Annotated in this window: 14 protein-coding genes and 1 pseudogene; all 15 read right to left on the bottom strand. The window is 36.2% G+C overall.

The genetic code is table 11. The features are described from left to right. Nucleotides 1-26 precede the first annotated feature (26 nt). Nucleotides 27-269: a MoaD/ThiS family protein gene (locus ABEW34_RS14050; RefSeq protein ID WP_430159745.1), complete on the bottom strand. Its 243-nt coding sequence runs from the start codon at nucleotides 267-269 to the stop codon at nucleotides 27-29. A 98-nt stretch (nucleotides 270-367) separates the two neighbouring features. Then, nucleotides 368-1,462 carry a molybdopterin-synthase adenylyltransferase MoeB gene (moeB, locus tag ABEW34_RS14055; RefSeq protein ID WP_430159748.1) on the bottom strand — a complete coding sequence of 365 codons (1,095 nt, stop codon included), beginning with the start codon at nucleotides 1,460-1,462 and terminating at the stop codon, nucleotides 368-370. A gap of 23 nt (nucleotides 1,463-1,485) precedes the next feature. Continuing rightward, the gene (locus ABEW34_RS14060) at nucleotides 1,486-2,682 is read right to left on the bottom strand and encodes a cysteine desulfurase family protein (RefSeq protein ID WP_430159751.1); all 1,197 of its coding nucleotides are present in this window, start codon (nucleotides 2,680-2,682) and stop codon (nucleotides 1,486-1,488) included. Between the two features lie 68 nt (nucleotides 2,683-2,750). After that, entirely contained in the window at nucleotides 2,751-3,407 is a 657-nt protein-coding gene (tmk, locus tag ABEW34_RS14065) for a dTMP kinase (RefSeq protein WP_430159754.1), read from the bottom strand. 25 nt (nucleotides 3,408-3,432) lie between these two features. Continuing rightward, nucleotides 3,433-4,056: a phosphoribosylanthranilate isomerase gene (locus ABEW34_RS14070; RefSeq protein WP_430159757.1), complete on the bottom strand. Its 624-nt coding sequence runs from the start codon at nucleotides 4,054-4,056 to the stop codon at nucleotides 3,433-3,435. Nucleotides 4,057-4,115: 59 nt separating this feature from the next. Beyond that, the gene (locus ABEW34_RS14075; RefSeq protein WP_430159758.1) at nucleotides 4,116-5,474 is read right to left on the bottom strand and encodes a chorismate-binding protein; all 1,359 of its coding nucleotides are present in this window, start codon (nucleotides 5,472-5,474) and stop codon (nucleotides 4,116-4,118) included. Continuing rightward, nucleotides 5,468-6,202, bottom strand: coding sequence for a class I SAM-dependent methyltransferase (locus tag ABEW34_RS14080; RefSeq protein ID WP_430159761.1), 735 nt, complete (start codon nucleotides 6,200-6,202; stop codon nucleotides 5,468-5,470). Before ABEW34_RS14080 ends, ABEW34_RS14075 begins: the two co-directional genes overlap by 7 nt. A 66-nt stretch (nucleotides 6,203-6,268) precedes the next feature. Then, the gene (locus ABEW34_RS14085) at nucleotides 6,269-7,240 is read right to left on the bottom strand and encodes an aminoglycoside phosphotransferase family protein (protein WP_430159764.1); all 972 of its coding nucleotides are present in this window, start codon (nucleotides 7,238-7,240) and stop codon (nucleotides 6,269-6,271) included. 161 nt (nucleotides 7,241-7,401) lie between these two features. After that, nucleotides 7,402-8,976, bottom strand: a complete 1,575-nt coding sequence (locus ABEW34_RS14090; RefSeq protein WP_430159767.1) for a nucleotidyltransferase family protein — start codon at nucleotides 8,974-8,976, stop codon at nucleotides 7,402-7,404. A gap of 169 nt (nucleotides 8,977-9,145) precedes the next feature. Beyond that, nucleotides 9,146-10,129: an ABC transporter ATP-binding protein gene (locus ABEW34_RS14095; RefSeq protein WP_430159770.1), complete on the bottom strand. Its 984-nt coding sequence runs from the start codon at nucleotides 10,127-10,129 to the stop codon at nucleotides 9,146-9,148. An 11-nt stretch (nucleotides 10,130-10,140) separates the two neighbouring features. Continuing rightward, nucleotides 10,141-10,944, bottom strand: coding sequence for an ABC transporter permease (locus ABEW34_RS14100; protein WP_430159772.1), 804 nt, complete (start codon nucleotides 10,942-10,944; stop codon nucleotides 10,141-10,143). Nucleotides 10,945-10,947: 3 nt separating this feature from the next. Next, nucleotides 10,948-11,739, bottom strand: coding sequence for an ABC transporter permease (locus ABEW34_RS14105; protein WP_430159773.1), 792 nt, complete (start codon nucleotides 11,737-11,739; stop codon nucleotides 10,948-10,950). Nucleotides 11,740-12,375: 636 nt separating this feature from the next. After that, the gene (locus tag ABEW34_RS14110) at nucleotides 12,376-12,645 is read right to left on the bottom strand and encodes a hypothetical protein (protein WP_430159776.1); all 270 of its coding nucleotides are present in this window, start codon (nucleotides 12,643-12,645) and stop codon (nucleotides 12,376-12,378) included. 454 nt (nucleotides 12,646-13,099) lie between these two features. Continuing rightward, nucleotides 13,100-13,411: pseudogene (locus ABEW34_RS14115) on the bottom strand (RNA polymerase subunit sigma-70); the annotation flags it as partial. A gap of 461 nt (nucleotides 13,412-13,872) precedes the next feature. After that, complete coding sequence (locus ABEW34_RS14120) at nucleotides 13,873-14,910, bottom strand: hypothetical protein (protein WP_430159779.1); 1,038 nt, start codon at nucleotides 14,908-14,910, stop codon at nucleotides 13,873-13,875. Between the last annotated feature and the right edge of the window lie 29 nt (nucleotides 14,911-14,939).

Genomic DNA, 14,939 nt, shown 5'->3' on the forward strand with positions numbered 1-14,939 from the left:
TTATACCTGAAAATAATTGAAGAATATCATCCGCCAGACATTGCGTGTAAAAATACGATAGTGTCATTGTCTTTGACAATATAATCAAAATCAAATTGATTCTCATTGTTTACTGAAACTAATATTTCATTTAAAGTTAATTCAAAATTATACTTTCTAGTTAATTCCTCATATAATTCACGTATGTTTTTAGCACTAGTCTCTATAACCTCATCTGATTTTTTCGTTTTTTCCCTAAAAGTTGCATAATAGCAAGTATTAATTTTCATTGTTACTCACTCCTTCACTCGTATAAAAAATGATAAAATCAGATGTTACAATCCATCGTCCGGCCCTTATACTTGCGTCACAATTAAGTATGAATATCTCATAGCCAATGGGAAATCCCACCTCTTAAATGATACACTAATTTAAATCCTTTAGATCGCAACATCTCAGTTAACGCACTGCTCCGAATGCCAATATCGCAAATAAATACTATCAACCTTTCTCGATCCCATGATTCAAATTGAATTAACACCTCTTCAAACGATATGATCTTAGAGTTATGTAAAGGCAATTTGCCATGAAATTCAACATTATCGCGTAGATCGATGATGTCAGGGAAAGGTCTCATGTTATTTAACGTCTCCAAATCTAAATCCCACTCATCTGAGTAATCAATTTGTTTAGTCTCACAGTTTATTCCGTAATCATCACTCAAGTCGGTAATCGTTGGATTGTCACCACATAAAGGACATTTAGGGTTTTTACTCCATTTAATTGAGTTGAATTCCCCATTAAACGAATCGAACATGATTAACTTTCCTGATAATGGATTGCCTATTCTTAATAGCACCTTAAGCGCTTCTACTGCCTGCAAAGAACCCATCATTCCCACTAACGGTCCTATCACACCGTTTTCAGAACAATTTTTTATTATTGATCTGGATGGAATAGAAGGATAAAGACAACGATAACAGCCTTCTCCCGGTAAAAAGACAGTAGCTTGTCCATCGAATTTTAAAACAGAAGCATCAATAAGTGGTTTTTGTAAGAGTACGCAGCAATCATTAACTAAATATCTAGTTGGAAAGTTGTCCGTTCCATTAATTATTAGGTCATATTCGCCGATAATGTCTTTCGCATTCTCCGGGGATAAAAAAACCGGGTGCTCATTAATACAAATCTCCGAATTTAGTTGGGATAAAAAACCTATTGCAGAACTTGTCTTCTGTCTCCCAATACTATACTCAGAATGAATAATCTGCCTTTGCAAATTACTCATTTCCACAGCATCCGCATCAACGATGCCGATGGTACCTACGCCCGCAGATGTCAAATATGCTAGTACAGGTGCCCCTAGTCCACCAGCACCAATTACTAGTACTCGGGAATCGAGTAATCTTTTTTGTCCCTCAACACCAATTTGGGGTAAAATTACTTGCCTGTTGTATCTTGTCCATTGTTCCTTGGTCAGCATTCTATTCACCTCATTCCATATGATTAAATTGAATAGGTCACTCTGTTCGTTGATCCACGAAGTTTTTTTACTGATTCTGCTATGATATTGGCAGCCTGTTCCACATCCTCGTTTGATGTATATTTCCCTAACCCTATTCGTAATGATGATCTAATTTGCTCATCTGGTAATCCTATCGCCTTAAGAACGTGTGATGGTAATGGCGAGCTCGAAGAACAAGCCGATCCGCTTGAGATTGCGATCTTAGACCTCAAAAGTGTTATGATGTCTCCATTACTAATACCTGGAATTGATATATGCAGATTACCAGACAGACGATTCTGTACATCTCCATTAATTCGAATTTCTGGTATTAAAGATAACAATAGATCTTGTAATTTATCTCTTCTAAGCATTATTTGATATTCGTCTTTAATCATTTCTAGGCTTCTAAGTCTGCAAGCTTCACCCAGACCGACTATGCCAGGCACATTAAGAGTTCCCGGACGAATGTTTCTTTGTTGCCCCCCCCCAAAGAAAAGCGGCTCCACTTCCGTGCCATTTTTTATTATTAAGGCTCCTATACCTTTCGGTCCATATATTTTATGTGATGTAAATGCTAAAAAAGTAATTCCTAACTCCTCAAAATCAATATGAATTCTACCGACGGCTTGACTAGCATCACAAAGAAAAGGGATATCATATTCTTTAGCAATGGAACTTATCGACTTTATATCATTAATAGTCCCAATTTCGTTATTAGCCGCCATTACACAGAGAAGATCTGGTTGGGCTGAACAGACTCTAACAAGATGCTGAAGATCTATCCGACCGTATGAGTCTACGTCTAGCATGATAACGCTGGCTAGACCCTGTCTTTGCAAATAATTGCACGTTTCTAACACAGCCTTATGTTCTGTCGGCGATACAGCGATTACTCTTTTCTTAACACAAGACTTCCGACTCGCACCGTGAATTATACCTTGAATTGCTAAATTAATGCTTTCGGTCGCACCTGAAGTGAATATAATTTCATTTACGGAGCAGTGAACTAATTGTGAAATAAATTGCTTAGCTTCAGTAACTGCCAATTGTCCTTCAGTCCCATAAATATGCTCTATACTGTTTGGATTACCAAAGGATTCACTCATATAGTACTGAATTTGTCTGCCGATACGGTTATCAACGGGCGTTGTTGCATGATAATCAAGATAGATCGGTCTTTTTCCATTAATACCCAACAAAGGTCACCCCCTATGAATAACAACCTTAATTAGATCTTATTTACAATTTCAATATCAAATTTGTCTCATTTTAATTGAAGCATTCGCTTATATATCCTCATCATTTCTTGCGATACCCTCTCTATATTTTCAATCGAAGAGATTATATTGAGATTATTATTTTGGGCAAGCGCAGTATATGCGTCCCTGAACTTAGTGGTCGGCCCAATCTGCTGGTCAGCCATCTCATCATTAGCTCCATCTCGCTTTGATACACGATTTATTGCAATTTCGGGGGGACAATCTAGGATAAACGTAATGTCTGGCCAAAACAATAACTCACACAACCTAGTTAAGTAAAGAATGTTTTCGTCATTTTTTGCTATATAATAAGCAAATAGACAAAAAACGTATCGATCAATAACCACTGTTTTACCAGCTCGAAGAGCAGGCTCAATAAGCAGCGCTTGTTGATTGAGCCTATCCGCTGCACCGAAAACACCTAGCGCAAAATCATCAAATATTTCACCATCACCTTGTTTATGAAAAGTGCTTCTAACATGTCTATCTGTTCGCCACCAATCTGAGGGCTGCCTTAAACGAACAATATCTGTTTCTTTATGGCCTTCTGAAATAATACTATCTACAAATGTTTCTAGTGCAGACGACTTTCCAGCACCATCTATACCACATGAGACAATTAATAAACCTGGGTAATTATGTTTTTTAAGGTGAATTTTCATTCAATACCTCCAGCACTTATTTAAATTAGGTATTCCAATCTGTACATCGAACTATGCGAACAAACTCCAGCATTTTTTTATAGCTTTTTATCCCAGGTTTTACTTCTACACCCGTACACAGATCGACAACATCGGGTTTAACGGTTTTAATAGCTTCTACAATATTTGTTTCGCATAACCCACCAGCAAGTATGATAGGAGTAGTTTTTTCAAACTCATTGAGTAAGGACCAATTGAACGTTTTACCCGTACCACCACATTGATCTCCAATCTTTGAATCAAGCAGTATGGCATTTGATACATATTTTTCTAACCCAATCAGGTCTTCTTTTCTATTAACTCCAATTGTTTTAATAGTTTTAACAGGAAGGTTGTTTACAAAATCCGGTGATTCACTACCATGTAGCTGAACATAATCTAGCCCAACACGTTCAACTATATTCATAATGCTTTCTTTATCTTCATTTTTAAATACACCAACTACTGAAACAAACGGCGGGATCACTTTTCTTATGTGTATAGCTGTTTCAACACTCACTGCTCGCGCAGAACCTTCCACAAATTGCAGGCCAATAGCATCAGCGCCTGCCTTAACCGCATTTATAGCATCTTCTTCACTTGTAATTCCACAGATTTTAACTCTTATCATATTAATTATCGCTCCTCGTTTTATTTATCTGTGCATCTTTCACTAGATATCATATCGTTCTATTTTCTACACTGTTCCCAAAGAAATACAGATTCCATTAATGCGGATATTTTATTTTTCGTTTCTAGTAATTCACTCTGCGCATCGGATTCTGGAAGAACACCAACACCAACTTTCGTGTAAATGACGTCATCTAATATTAGTGCATTTCGTAAATTCAAAAAGCATCCACTTGAATCCCGCATCGAGCGCCCCACGATACCACCATAAAATCTGTGGGGTTCCCTCTCCATTTCATCATAAAATGGCAATAGCTCTTTTGGATTACATGATAGTAAAGGGAAAATATTTTCGAAAATATCAAAAGCCGTAACATCAGGATTTAGCTTACCGTTAATTATTGAGTGAAAATGGAATACATTACGAAGTCTTTTAATATTGAACTGACTGGCTAGTTTAAGAGAACCATCAACGCAATACTGTTCATAACGTCTAGGACGCCTACTCAGAGATGTACTATGTTCTTTTATCTGTTTTGCGTTGCTTACCAATTCATTTTCGATAAATTCATTATCTAGGCTAGCCTTGCAGGTACCAGCCACAACATCCGCCGAAAGATTTCCATCGTTTATTTCAAATACATTTTCTGGTGTACACCCCAATGAGAAATAGTTCGGCTGAATACAAAAAAAATGACTACACGCATAATCACCAAGAAATCGCACATAGTGTTCGTATAACTCAAAAGCGTTACGTTTTTGAGTTAATTTATATTGATAGGATCGTGTAAGGCACATTTTACCATCGGGAAAGCCTGCAAGTAATTTTATGGCCCCTTCAATGCGTGCCAAGAACGATTCATCATTATCTTTGCTTGACCAATTAGAAATTATGTCTTCATATGATTCAATTTGGTTGGGTATAAAGTATTTATAATCATGGGTTCTCTTTTCTTGGAAGGCTTTTAATATTTCCTCACCTTTATTTTTTGAATCATTGTTTTTAGCATAGCTAAGACAGCCATCAACATGTTCAGGGGAAAATACAAATTCAATTACAGGCTGGACCAATATAATATTAGGGATTTGAGGGTCGTTATGTTTTCGTTCAATATCTGGACTTAATAGAAAAAAGCAAGGTGCAGTCGTATCCGTTTTTTCCTCTATGTGTTTATATACTGAATTTCTATATATATTCTTAGAGTCATCTTTTCTTAATGCTTTACTGCAGGCTTCGAATTTTTCGTCTACTATCAAGCTATTTTGTGATTTAATACCGATATGTACTTGCTTTTTATTTTTGTTGTGGATAAAATAGCTTCCCTTTGAATTCATGTAACCGGATAGCGAAAAGAAGCGACATGCTTTCTCCCAATAAAGCTCATTTTTAAATAAGTTAATAGACTTCGATGTTAGCATCCGTTATACCTCGCAACAACATACATAGATTTATTGGCATAGGATGCACTTCCATCAGATTCAAAAATATCCAATACATCAAATCCATTTTGATTAAGAAAGTAGGATATTTCTGCTGGAAATATGATCCGATAACTCATGGAATCATTAAATGTTTCATTTTGACCTTCCACAGTCCATGTTCGTGTTCTTTCTACAACTTGCTGTAACTTTAAAAGTTTGTAGCTCATTTCTCCAACTGCCATTGAATCATTGTAAGGCATAAAAAAATTTTTCGGCACTCTAAACTCACCAAAATAATCTGACGGATTTAATGGCTGCAATAATAATAACGAGCCTTTGTGAGCATGACTTTGATATGTTTTAAATGTTGCATCAAGGTCTTCATTTGAAAGCGCAAAGTTCATGCATCCACCCAAAGCACAGATAACATCAAAGGTACGGGAAAGACGGAATGACCGCATATCACCAGTAAATACATTCAACTCGGGATTTTTTTTCTTTGCGTATGACACCATGCTCTGTGCAGCGTCGAACCCTACACAATCGGGATAATGTTTAGAGAAGTCAGCCAAGTCTCTTCCCGTGCCACAACCGATATCCAAAATAGACGATGGTGTCTCTGTTGAGTATTTCTCAAATATTCTCATACAAAACTCACTTTTTCCTCTGGGTGGAAATACTACTTCATAAAACTCTGGGTTATCATATAAAAAATCGTTTATCATATTTCGACTCCTTTTCCTTGTTGAAAATTTTATTTTTATCTATCCAAGATTCCGTTACTTTGCCACTCATTTATACGCCATAAATTCTGAATTTTTTAAATAATCTACATAATAATCTCTAGTTCCGAAATAATCATATAATGGAAGGTTTGAACTGATGATAAAATTAGCCATCCGTATGGTCCAATAAGATCCAAAGATAGAAATAAGATTCTTCAAATAAGGCATATAGCTATCTTCTAAATTTCTTGATTTAATGTAACATTCAAGAAAACACTTCAAAAGTTTTGGGTTTCTACCCAGATTGTTTTGCATAATTTGAGCTAGGTCATATGAAGAGCTGCGAAACCTTGAACATTCCCAGTCAATTAAATACGGAATATCATCACGAATTACGATATTTTTAAAGTGTAAATCTCCATGTACAAGGCATGATCTCGTAAGCTCCTTCGGAGAATCATTTATTACACTAATCCAAGCTTTAATAGTCTTCCTAAGGTTTACGCTTGACTCAGGAAAATATTTATGGATCGCTATGACTTCTTTATCAAATATTGATTCCCAAAATGCAGATGCATCGTAGCTAGAGTGTGTAATTCTATCTAGCGTGCCAAATCCATTTGAGTAACATTTATGTATTTTCGCAACCTGCCCAGCAAGATTCTTCAGACACTCCATCACTGTAGATTCATCTTTAAATTTTTTCTTTAAATATATATCAAACGTTTGTCCTTCTATATAATCAAATACGGCAATTTTATTTTTATACAAATCCGGCTCGTAAGATATTAGTTCAGGTGCTTTGACATCCTCTTTATCGAATAGCATGTAGGCTAAACGTTCTGCAGCGAATTCTTGACCGTACTCGTCATCCTCAAAGACACGTTCTCGCAAAACAAAGGGAGTTTGTCCCGTAGCTAGTTTTATGCCATAAATTCTATTAAGCATCCCGGATGCAATAATAGGTAGATCAATGATATCGGAATCACCAATTTTATCTGCAATTATTTTTCTAGCTATATTTTTGAGTTCAATCATTTTCCACCTCGAAATAATTAAATGCTTACCTTGATTATTAACCTTACAATGTAAAAACCATCCCCCTAGGCAGCTCACCAAGGAACAAAAAGCGATTTTTAAGGCGTTTGCCGTCAATGAGCCTGTGTAGGTATATTTTGAGCGGGAATTTAAATAGTAACTTAAGTTTGCAGCTGAATAATTGGAGGATTTTCCCAATACTCTAAATTAAAATACCAATGTTCACTTATTAAGAGCATTACGTTCTTGTGCATCCGTTCGGACAAGCTAACGTTGTAGGCTAATTTGACGGGGAGATCATTCTTGTCGACGCCAATTAAATTATAGGGTATCGATATTGTATAAATTAAATCTGATGTCATAATAATTTCGCAGTCCTTATTTTCTGTTTCATCAACATTATTTGCTTTAATATGGCCCTCATTTTTTACTATACAAAAAGCATATTTACATAAATTTGATTCATTATAATCCTCATTTATAAAAGCAATATCCAGCAAAAAATCTTCCAGTGAGTCAAAAAATCTCTGTTCAAAATGTAGTTCAAGAATTAAGCAGGATGAAGATCGTTTAAACCCGAATTGAAAGGAAAACCCATACTTCACATCAATAAATTTGTCATAGTCACCTCCAGTAAAATCAACAATTTTAGGAGCAATAAAGTTGGGATTATTGTGACTGAAGCATCTGTCTATCAGTTGTTTTTTTATACTTCTTTCATGATCAAGTTCACTTTGAAATATCCTTAGTAGAACGGGAGTATTCCATTCAAAAAAAAGTTTATTGGAGGTGTCAGATTTAAATAGTTGAATAATCCTTATATCGATGCAATCATTAAATATTTCGTTAACATCAGATAATACTCTATAAATAACTTCGTGAATATTGTATTTATCTGAAAGAGAGTAAATTCGGTCCCAATCTATATATTTGGAAAATTTAGTGTAATAATTACAAATATCAAAATATCCTTTTAATCTTGGCCCACTATTAAACCACTGTGAATCCACATATGTGTTAATTGTTAATAACAGTAGGGAATGCTCAACATCAAAAGTTTTAATAACTGCACCATTTAACTCCATCATTTGAAACCCATTGAGAAAGTCCTGCATTTGATGAGTTATTTTGTTTTGGATAAATCTCTGCAATTCTAAATATACATACTCTTTTTTTGATACTTCTTTAATGTATTCCCAATACTCATGGTGAACATAACTATATTTTAATATTGGGAATGGTAGCGTATGTTCTTCATTATTTTTTGTTGCTTTATGAATGTACCCGTGTTCTATTAGTATTGAATGCATGACAGGGACATCGTTATCATTTAAGTATGTATCAATATCTCCGGCTTTTCTGACATACACGTCATCATAAATTAATTTTGAAAGTACAACACCTTTTGAAACAACCAAATGAATATTCTGCCTTTGTGCAAGCTCTGCAACTTCCTTGATTTCATCTATTAATAAATCAATGTACTGGATGTGCTTTTTATATTCTTCAAGAAACATCGGAAATATTTCATTTGGAATATATTCATTAATTTTTTTATATATAAATGGGAATATTCCTTGTTCATTGATAAGTTTATAAAAAGCAAACCAATTTACATTTGAAAAATCAATCACTAACTTATTGTCTGATTTATCATCATGCATATTACTTACTGCCATTTTCAGAATATCTATTATTAGAGTCTGTTCATGTGATAAAGGCTTCATAGTCTTCATTCATTCACTCCCTCACCTAATGAATTTTTTGTGCACGAGATTGCTTCCGATTTGCTGCTATCGTTTATCAAGTCGTCACCGATGACTGCGGCATTGGTATGACGACGATCATCCGGCGACTTACAAATGTGCTATAACAGTCATTTCTTCACGCCCTAGTCGACATATTCTATTCTTCTCTCGCTGCCGCAGCATATAAAAACTTTACCGCTTCCTCAATATCCGGCTCTTTCAACTGCATGTCCTTTATTTCGTAACTCTTCGAAATGATCGAGATCGCCTGGGCGACCGAGAGTTCATTCTTGTCAAATAAGAAGCTTTTCCTCAATCCTTCGTCGGCAAGAAGCTTGAGCCTGCCATCTGTTATTTTATTGCGCTGATCGTCCAGATCGACTGTAAGCACATGCCCCGGATTGAAACTATCCTTGAATCCGGCTACAGTACCGTCAAATAATACCTCGCCTTTGTTGATTGTAATGATTCGATCGCATACTTCCTCGATGTCCTTCATATCGTGAGTGGTTAGAATTACGGTTGTCTTCTTTGATTTGTTTATTTGTCGAATAAAGGTTCTAATCTTGGCCTTTACAGCTACATCTAAACCGATCGTAGGCTCGTCCAAATAAAGCACTTTTGGCTCATGCAGTAAAGCTACTGCTAACTCAGCACGCATTCTTTGACCTAGACTCAACTGTCGCACCGGCATTCTTATAAACTCCCCCATTTCGAGCAAATCTACGTAATAATCAACATTATTCCGGAAAACCGTTGGGTTGATTTTATATATTTTTGCAAATAGATCAAATGTTTCCTCCATCGGGAGATTCCAATATAATTGAGACCTCTGACCAAAGACGACCCCGATATTCATCGCATTTTCCTTCCTATTTCGGTGCGGTTCTTTACCGTCCACCCGGACAATCCCAGATGTGGGTACAAGAATACCGGCAAGCATTTTTATCGTTGTAGATTTACCAGCACCGTTCGATCCAATATATCCTACAAGTTCTCCTTCTTGGATATGAAAACTAATATTGTTAACAGCCTTCTTCACTTCGTAGTTCCTGTTCAGGATCGATTTTATAGATGAAGCAAACCCTTTTTCGCGTTTAAATACTCTGAACTCCCTTGTTACATTACTGACCTCTATCACTATAGTTCCCCCTAGGATCCCGTACTTTTGTAATGATTAACACCAAATAACCAAAACCTATAAGCCAGTACAAAACATACAACTCCAACCACCGGGGAGAAATATTGAACGTTATGGTTAAAAAAAACGAAGTCATCTTTCGTAATAAAATATTGTGCGGGATAAAAATTAATAAACGCATATGGCAGAATAAAGGTCAGAATCACTTGAACCGCCTTGTTGTAAATGGTGATTGGGTAGCGAATAAAATTCTTAATTTGAAAGAAAAGGACTTCTCGCAAACCTTGCGTTTCGATGATCCAAAATGATGGTACTGAAGTAAAAATTAACCCTGCCCCTTGAATTAATGCTCCACTTATTATCACTATGATCAGGAAAACGATATCCCCAAACGTAATAGTACTTTCCATACCAGTTAGGCAGATGACGATCACCCCGATGGAGAGCCCAAAATGGCTTATGTACGCGCTATTGAATTCCCGGCAAACCAGGTAAACGAAACTATTAAGAGGCTTTGTTAACACTTCATCGAAAGTACCATTCTTCACCATATTGCTTAGTTGAGTCGTAGGTGTGAAAAAGAAAAATCCCGCTAGTGCGTAAGAACATAGATTTAATGAGAACAAAAACAAAACCTCATATGCTCCCCAACCATTGATGGATTGGAACTTATCTACCAAAATCCATATAATCAGAAATTCAGCCCCGTAAGAAGCAAACTGAGCTAACCCTCCCATAAAAAAGGCCTTACGGTATTCGGCTACCCCCATTATCCTTAATTTGATATATTCCAAATACAGTTGAGCGTAATGCATGCGTCATCCCCCGTGGATTACCAATTTGTTTTGCACTCTAGACCATATATATTTTTCAACGATTATAATAACCGCCAACCATCCAGCTTGCATGAGAAGAACGGTTACTGATTGCAGCATCCCGTACTTCCCTAAAAAAATAGCAATCGGTTCAAAAAAAATGAAGCGGAACGGTAATGCCTGACAGATATTAAACAACCATTGCGGGTAAAACCATAACGGAACAACAGAACCTGAGAAGAGTTCGAACAAGGCACCTATAAAGAACGGAATATACCATGATGTTTCAAGCCAAAAGGAGAAAAGGCCAAAAATATAATGAATATAGAATGCCATAATTATCCCCAACACAAGACTCGGTAGGAACAGTAATGTATTCCTTATATCCACCGATAGGGAGATGTCGAAAAACAAAAAGGTAGCCGCTATAGCAGGGACCGTGACAAATAATGTTTGGAATACGTTTGTTCCTAAGTCCTCGGATAATAAATAACTCTTAAAATTAACAGGTTTCATTAAATCCAATATGATACTTCCATTCTCAACTCTCTCTGCAATTTTCCTTCCTGCATTCGATCGCGTTAATGTCACGACGACTGCTGCGACTATAATGTAGCAAACCATTTCATTAAGATTGATATTGTCAATATTCTCTTTATTGTTGTAAAGTGCCGTCCACACATTGATTTGAATCACAAGCAGCAGAATGCTTGCGAAGATTGTGATGTAAAAGTTGAAACGAAACGCATAACGTTCTTGAAAAGCCTTCTTGAAAAATTCAATATACAGTGCCATTGCAATACCTCGCTCTACAAAATTGGTTTTTCACGATCTATCGACCCTCAATATTTCTGAAATTTGGAATGCTTTGTGCTACGCTGTCTTAAAACGGGCATTTGGCTGCTTCAAGCCGGAACTTCAGCATCTATCGCCTTTAAAAAAGAACGAAAGCGCTAACATATATGACCGAGCGAAATCTCTTGCGATCGATAACTCGAATGTCTAATTGACTGTTCGTGTAGTGATTCGGCAGTCGGAACCTCGCATAGGATCAACTAATTTCGTTAACAAGACCTTTAATCCAAGCTGAAATCGAGTCTTGTTCTAGAGAAATAGGCCTATTCGTCGACCTCCTCCCAAACACGACTAAAATGAGATATATTAGATGATCATACATCTTTTTCTTTTTCAGCAATAAACCTAATTATATGTTCATCTTTTTGAAATTGGTAGTGTACAAAGTATAGCTTTTACTTTGAATATTTTATATCTTTATTTGACAATCCATTTTCAAGTATTTTGGTTGAAAGGGAGCTATCTCTCCAGCGAACTTCATGCTTTTGGAACAGCTCCTATTTATTAGCCCCTCGCTTGAAAGTTCCCATTATCGGTATAATGTGCTGACACTATGAAGTACCCTAATATAAACAATTATTTCCCTACGTATGTCTTTGCAGCCGTTTTGTACTTTACTATTAGCAAATTCTCACTACTATTAGCCGTAAACATAGCCAGTGTATCATCAGTGATTTCAACATTTTCCCATTTTGCGTCTAGAAAGGTCATATTCATCGTTTTGTTAGGATCTTTTAGGGTCTCCGTCATTGCAACATCCAGATCTTGTTTGACCACGACCTCCGTTTGATTCCACTGAAAGATATCGTAAAAACCGCCCAGCCACCATTCATCTGCTGACTTCACACGATAATTTGTATCCTTCGGTACTACACCAAACGAGTTAACAAGTGTAAATTTGCTATCTTGTGATCTCAATAGAGAGAATGGAAATTGTTTCGCTGCTTCATCTACTGATATCGTCTCCCAGACATCTGCCGATTTTGATAAAGCTGTCTCAAGTTTTTCCTTATATGATAGTTCATTCTTCCATTCCAAGTGGTTTTAAAAAGAGCGGCAGCGCTAACCGATGCTGTAGAAATAAATAACAAAGCACAAACCGCAACCCAGACTGGGCTGATTCTAAGCCGCTTCCGTTTTTGAATGCGGTGATTACCATGGAAGGAATGTACTTTATGCATTACTTTATTGGCTATCTCGACTTCGGGTAACCTTGTCTCCCTCATTTTGTGAATTAAATGATTAAGAACCATCAATATTAGGAACTCCACATGTGTTAAGTGTGTGTACAGACAAAAAAACCAAACCGACCAATAACAACTTCCTTCTCGCAGTCATCCAATATATCAAGATTTTTATAAATCCTGCTCTTCTCAATCTTCAGCTGCACCTTATCCACAATATCATCGGCCTCCGTGCCGAGGATATCGATCAACGTAATCTCATTGCCTTCCTCATCCGTACCAATCGGATCATGCAAAGAAACACCCTTCCGGATATTCTTAAGCGATCGCAGATGCATAAGTATTCGTTCTCAATACAACGAGCCGCGAACGTCGCGAGCTTCGTTTAGATCCTCTACATCCTCCCCGGTATTGTCGAATTTTTTGACATTTTGAACTCGATCCGATGTAAGTTCAAAAAAATAAACCGTTCACTGTCAGAGACAGTAATCGGTTTATTTAATCTGGAGCTACTCTTCTTTCTAAGTGGAGTTCGATACTTCGTATCCACTCAGGCAGTAATATTTCATAATATTTTATTGTTGTTCGATCAGCCCTCAGGACAATCTCACCTTCGGCGCTGCTACTATCTATAACAATTAAGTGATCAATTGAGCCTTAATAAATAGGTAAAATAATGTTCGGCCTCGACGATCATCTTGCTGATTCCAATCAATCTGCCCCTCAAATTGAAAACTGCTCATATAGTTCTTAAATCGCTGTTGAATTTCAAGGACTCTCCTATTCATTGTGGTCTCTAGTTATAGTTGTTAGGTGCCATCGGATCAATGTCTGGCTCATCTAGCACTATTAAATGTGATTTTACCTGACTCATATTGTTGCTTCAGCTTTACAATCTCGCAGCCTTTAACATTAAATAAAATTGATTATTAAAATGCACTTCATTCGTATATATTTTTGTCAATAAACCAATGCACTTGTCTATTATTTCCCCGGTGAACTTTTTGGACATGATGGCTTTATTCGAATAAATCCTTACTGTCTTCCAGTCATTAATAATTTGGTCCAATAACGAGTCAATCGTATGTTTTGTATGGATATGATCAAGGTTGTACTTATAGAGAGTATTTAACCTGTACTTCTCAGAGCATTTTCTATAAATAGTACTGCTTAGTGTTTCAATAATCGTTTCATTTGTTATAATGAGCTCGAAATTTTCTGCCAACAACAATATATTATTCAAACTTTCCGTTATTTCATTTTGATACCTGCACATATTTTCTACAAATTTATTTATGTTTTTTTGTGCTAGCTTCTTATTGTTCAAGATATCATGATCAGCGGGGGACACTAGTGCATATTCCCAAAAGTAGTTTGGCATTTTCACGTGTTCCGAACTCATGCATGACAATTTAAATTCTGAAAATGATAAAGAATATTGTCTGTATTCTGTAATATCATCAACCGTATATATTTCCTCGTTAGTAAGATTAAAGCCATAGACAAAAACAGGATGCAGTCCATGTTTTTTGTTATAGTAAAAGTCTCTCCCGCGTTGATAAAATAAATCAATAAAAATGGAAATCGGATTACCACTAGAAATAGAGTTTATTATCTCATCTTGTAAAGTATCTAATGCAGGAGATTTTCTACGAATAGAGATACCCATTTCCTCAAGTATCTTATCTCCATCCTCGAGATCCAACACTTCTAACTTGAAATATCCTCTTGTTTTTATTTTTTGTTTATCAAATCTATAAATACTAATGACATTATTCAAAATCGGCAGTTCATCTTTTTTAAAATAATTTGCAAGCGTTAATAGCAAATTGTAGTCGCAATTAAAATAAGGAAAATTATGATGAGGAAACATTTTTATCATTCCGTCGAATGGTTGAAAGGCATCCAGAGAAACAATTTCTTCCATAAAATATTTCTCCTATACTAAAATTATTG

It is taken from the genome of Paenibacillus algorifonticola (assembly GCF_050481745.1).
GTDB classification, from domain to species: Bacteria; Bacillota; Bacilli; order Paenibacillales; family Paenibacillaceae; genus Pristimantibacillus; species Pristimantibacillus algorifonticola_A.

What these genes read in the sequence shown, in the direction of transcription:
- ABEW34_RS14085 (WP_430159764.1), bottom strand. Translation starts at nt 7,240, where the DNA reads ATGATTGAACTCAAAAATATAGCTAGAAAAATAATTGCAGATAAAATT.
- moeB (WP_430159748.1), bottom strand. Translation starts at nt 1,462, where the DNA reads ATGCTGACCAAGGAACAATGGACAAGATACAACAGGCAAGTAATTTTA.
- ABEW34_RS14100 (WP_430159772.1), bottom strand. Translation starts at nt 10,944, where the DNA reads ATGCATTACGCTCAACTGTATTTGGAATATATCAAATTAAGGATAATG.
- ABEW34_RS14120 (WP_430159779.1), bottom strand. Translation starts at nt 14,910, where the DNA reads ATGGAAGAAATTGTTTCTCTGGATGCCTTTCAACCATTCGACGGAATG.
- ABEW34_RS14070 (WP_430159757.1), bottom strand. Translation starts at nt 4,056, where the DNA reads ATGATAAGAGTTAAAATCTGTGGAATTACAAGTGAAGAAGATGCTATA.
- tmk (WP_430159754.1), bottom strand. Translation starts at nt 3,407, where the DNA reads ATGAAAATTCACCTTAAAAAACATAATTACCCAGGTTTATTAATTGTC.
- ABEW34_RS14080 (WP_430159761.1), bottom strand. Translation starts at nt 6,202, where the DNA reads ATGATAAACGATTTTTTATATGATAACCCAGAGTTTTATGAAGTAGTA.
- ABEW34_RS14075 (WP_430159758.1), bottom strand. Translation starts at nt 5,474, where the DNA reads ATGCTAACATCGAAGTCTATTAACTTATTTAAAAATGAGCTTTATTGG.
- ABEW34_RS14050 (WP_430159745.1), bottom strand. Translation starts at nt 269, where the DNA reads ATGAAAATTAATACTTGCTATTATGCAACTTTTAGGGAAAAAACGAAA.
- ABEW34_RS14105 (WP_430159773.1), bottom strand. Translation starts at nt 11,739, where the DNA reads ATGGCACTGTATATTGAATTTTTCAAGAAGGCTTTTCAAGAACGTTAT.
- ABEW34_RS14090 (WP_430159767.1), bottom strand. Translation starts at nt 8,976, where the DNA reads ATGAAGACTATGAAGCCTTTATCACATGAACAGACTCTAATAATAGAT.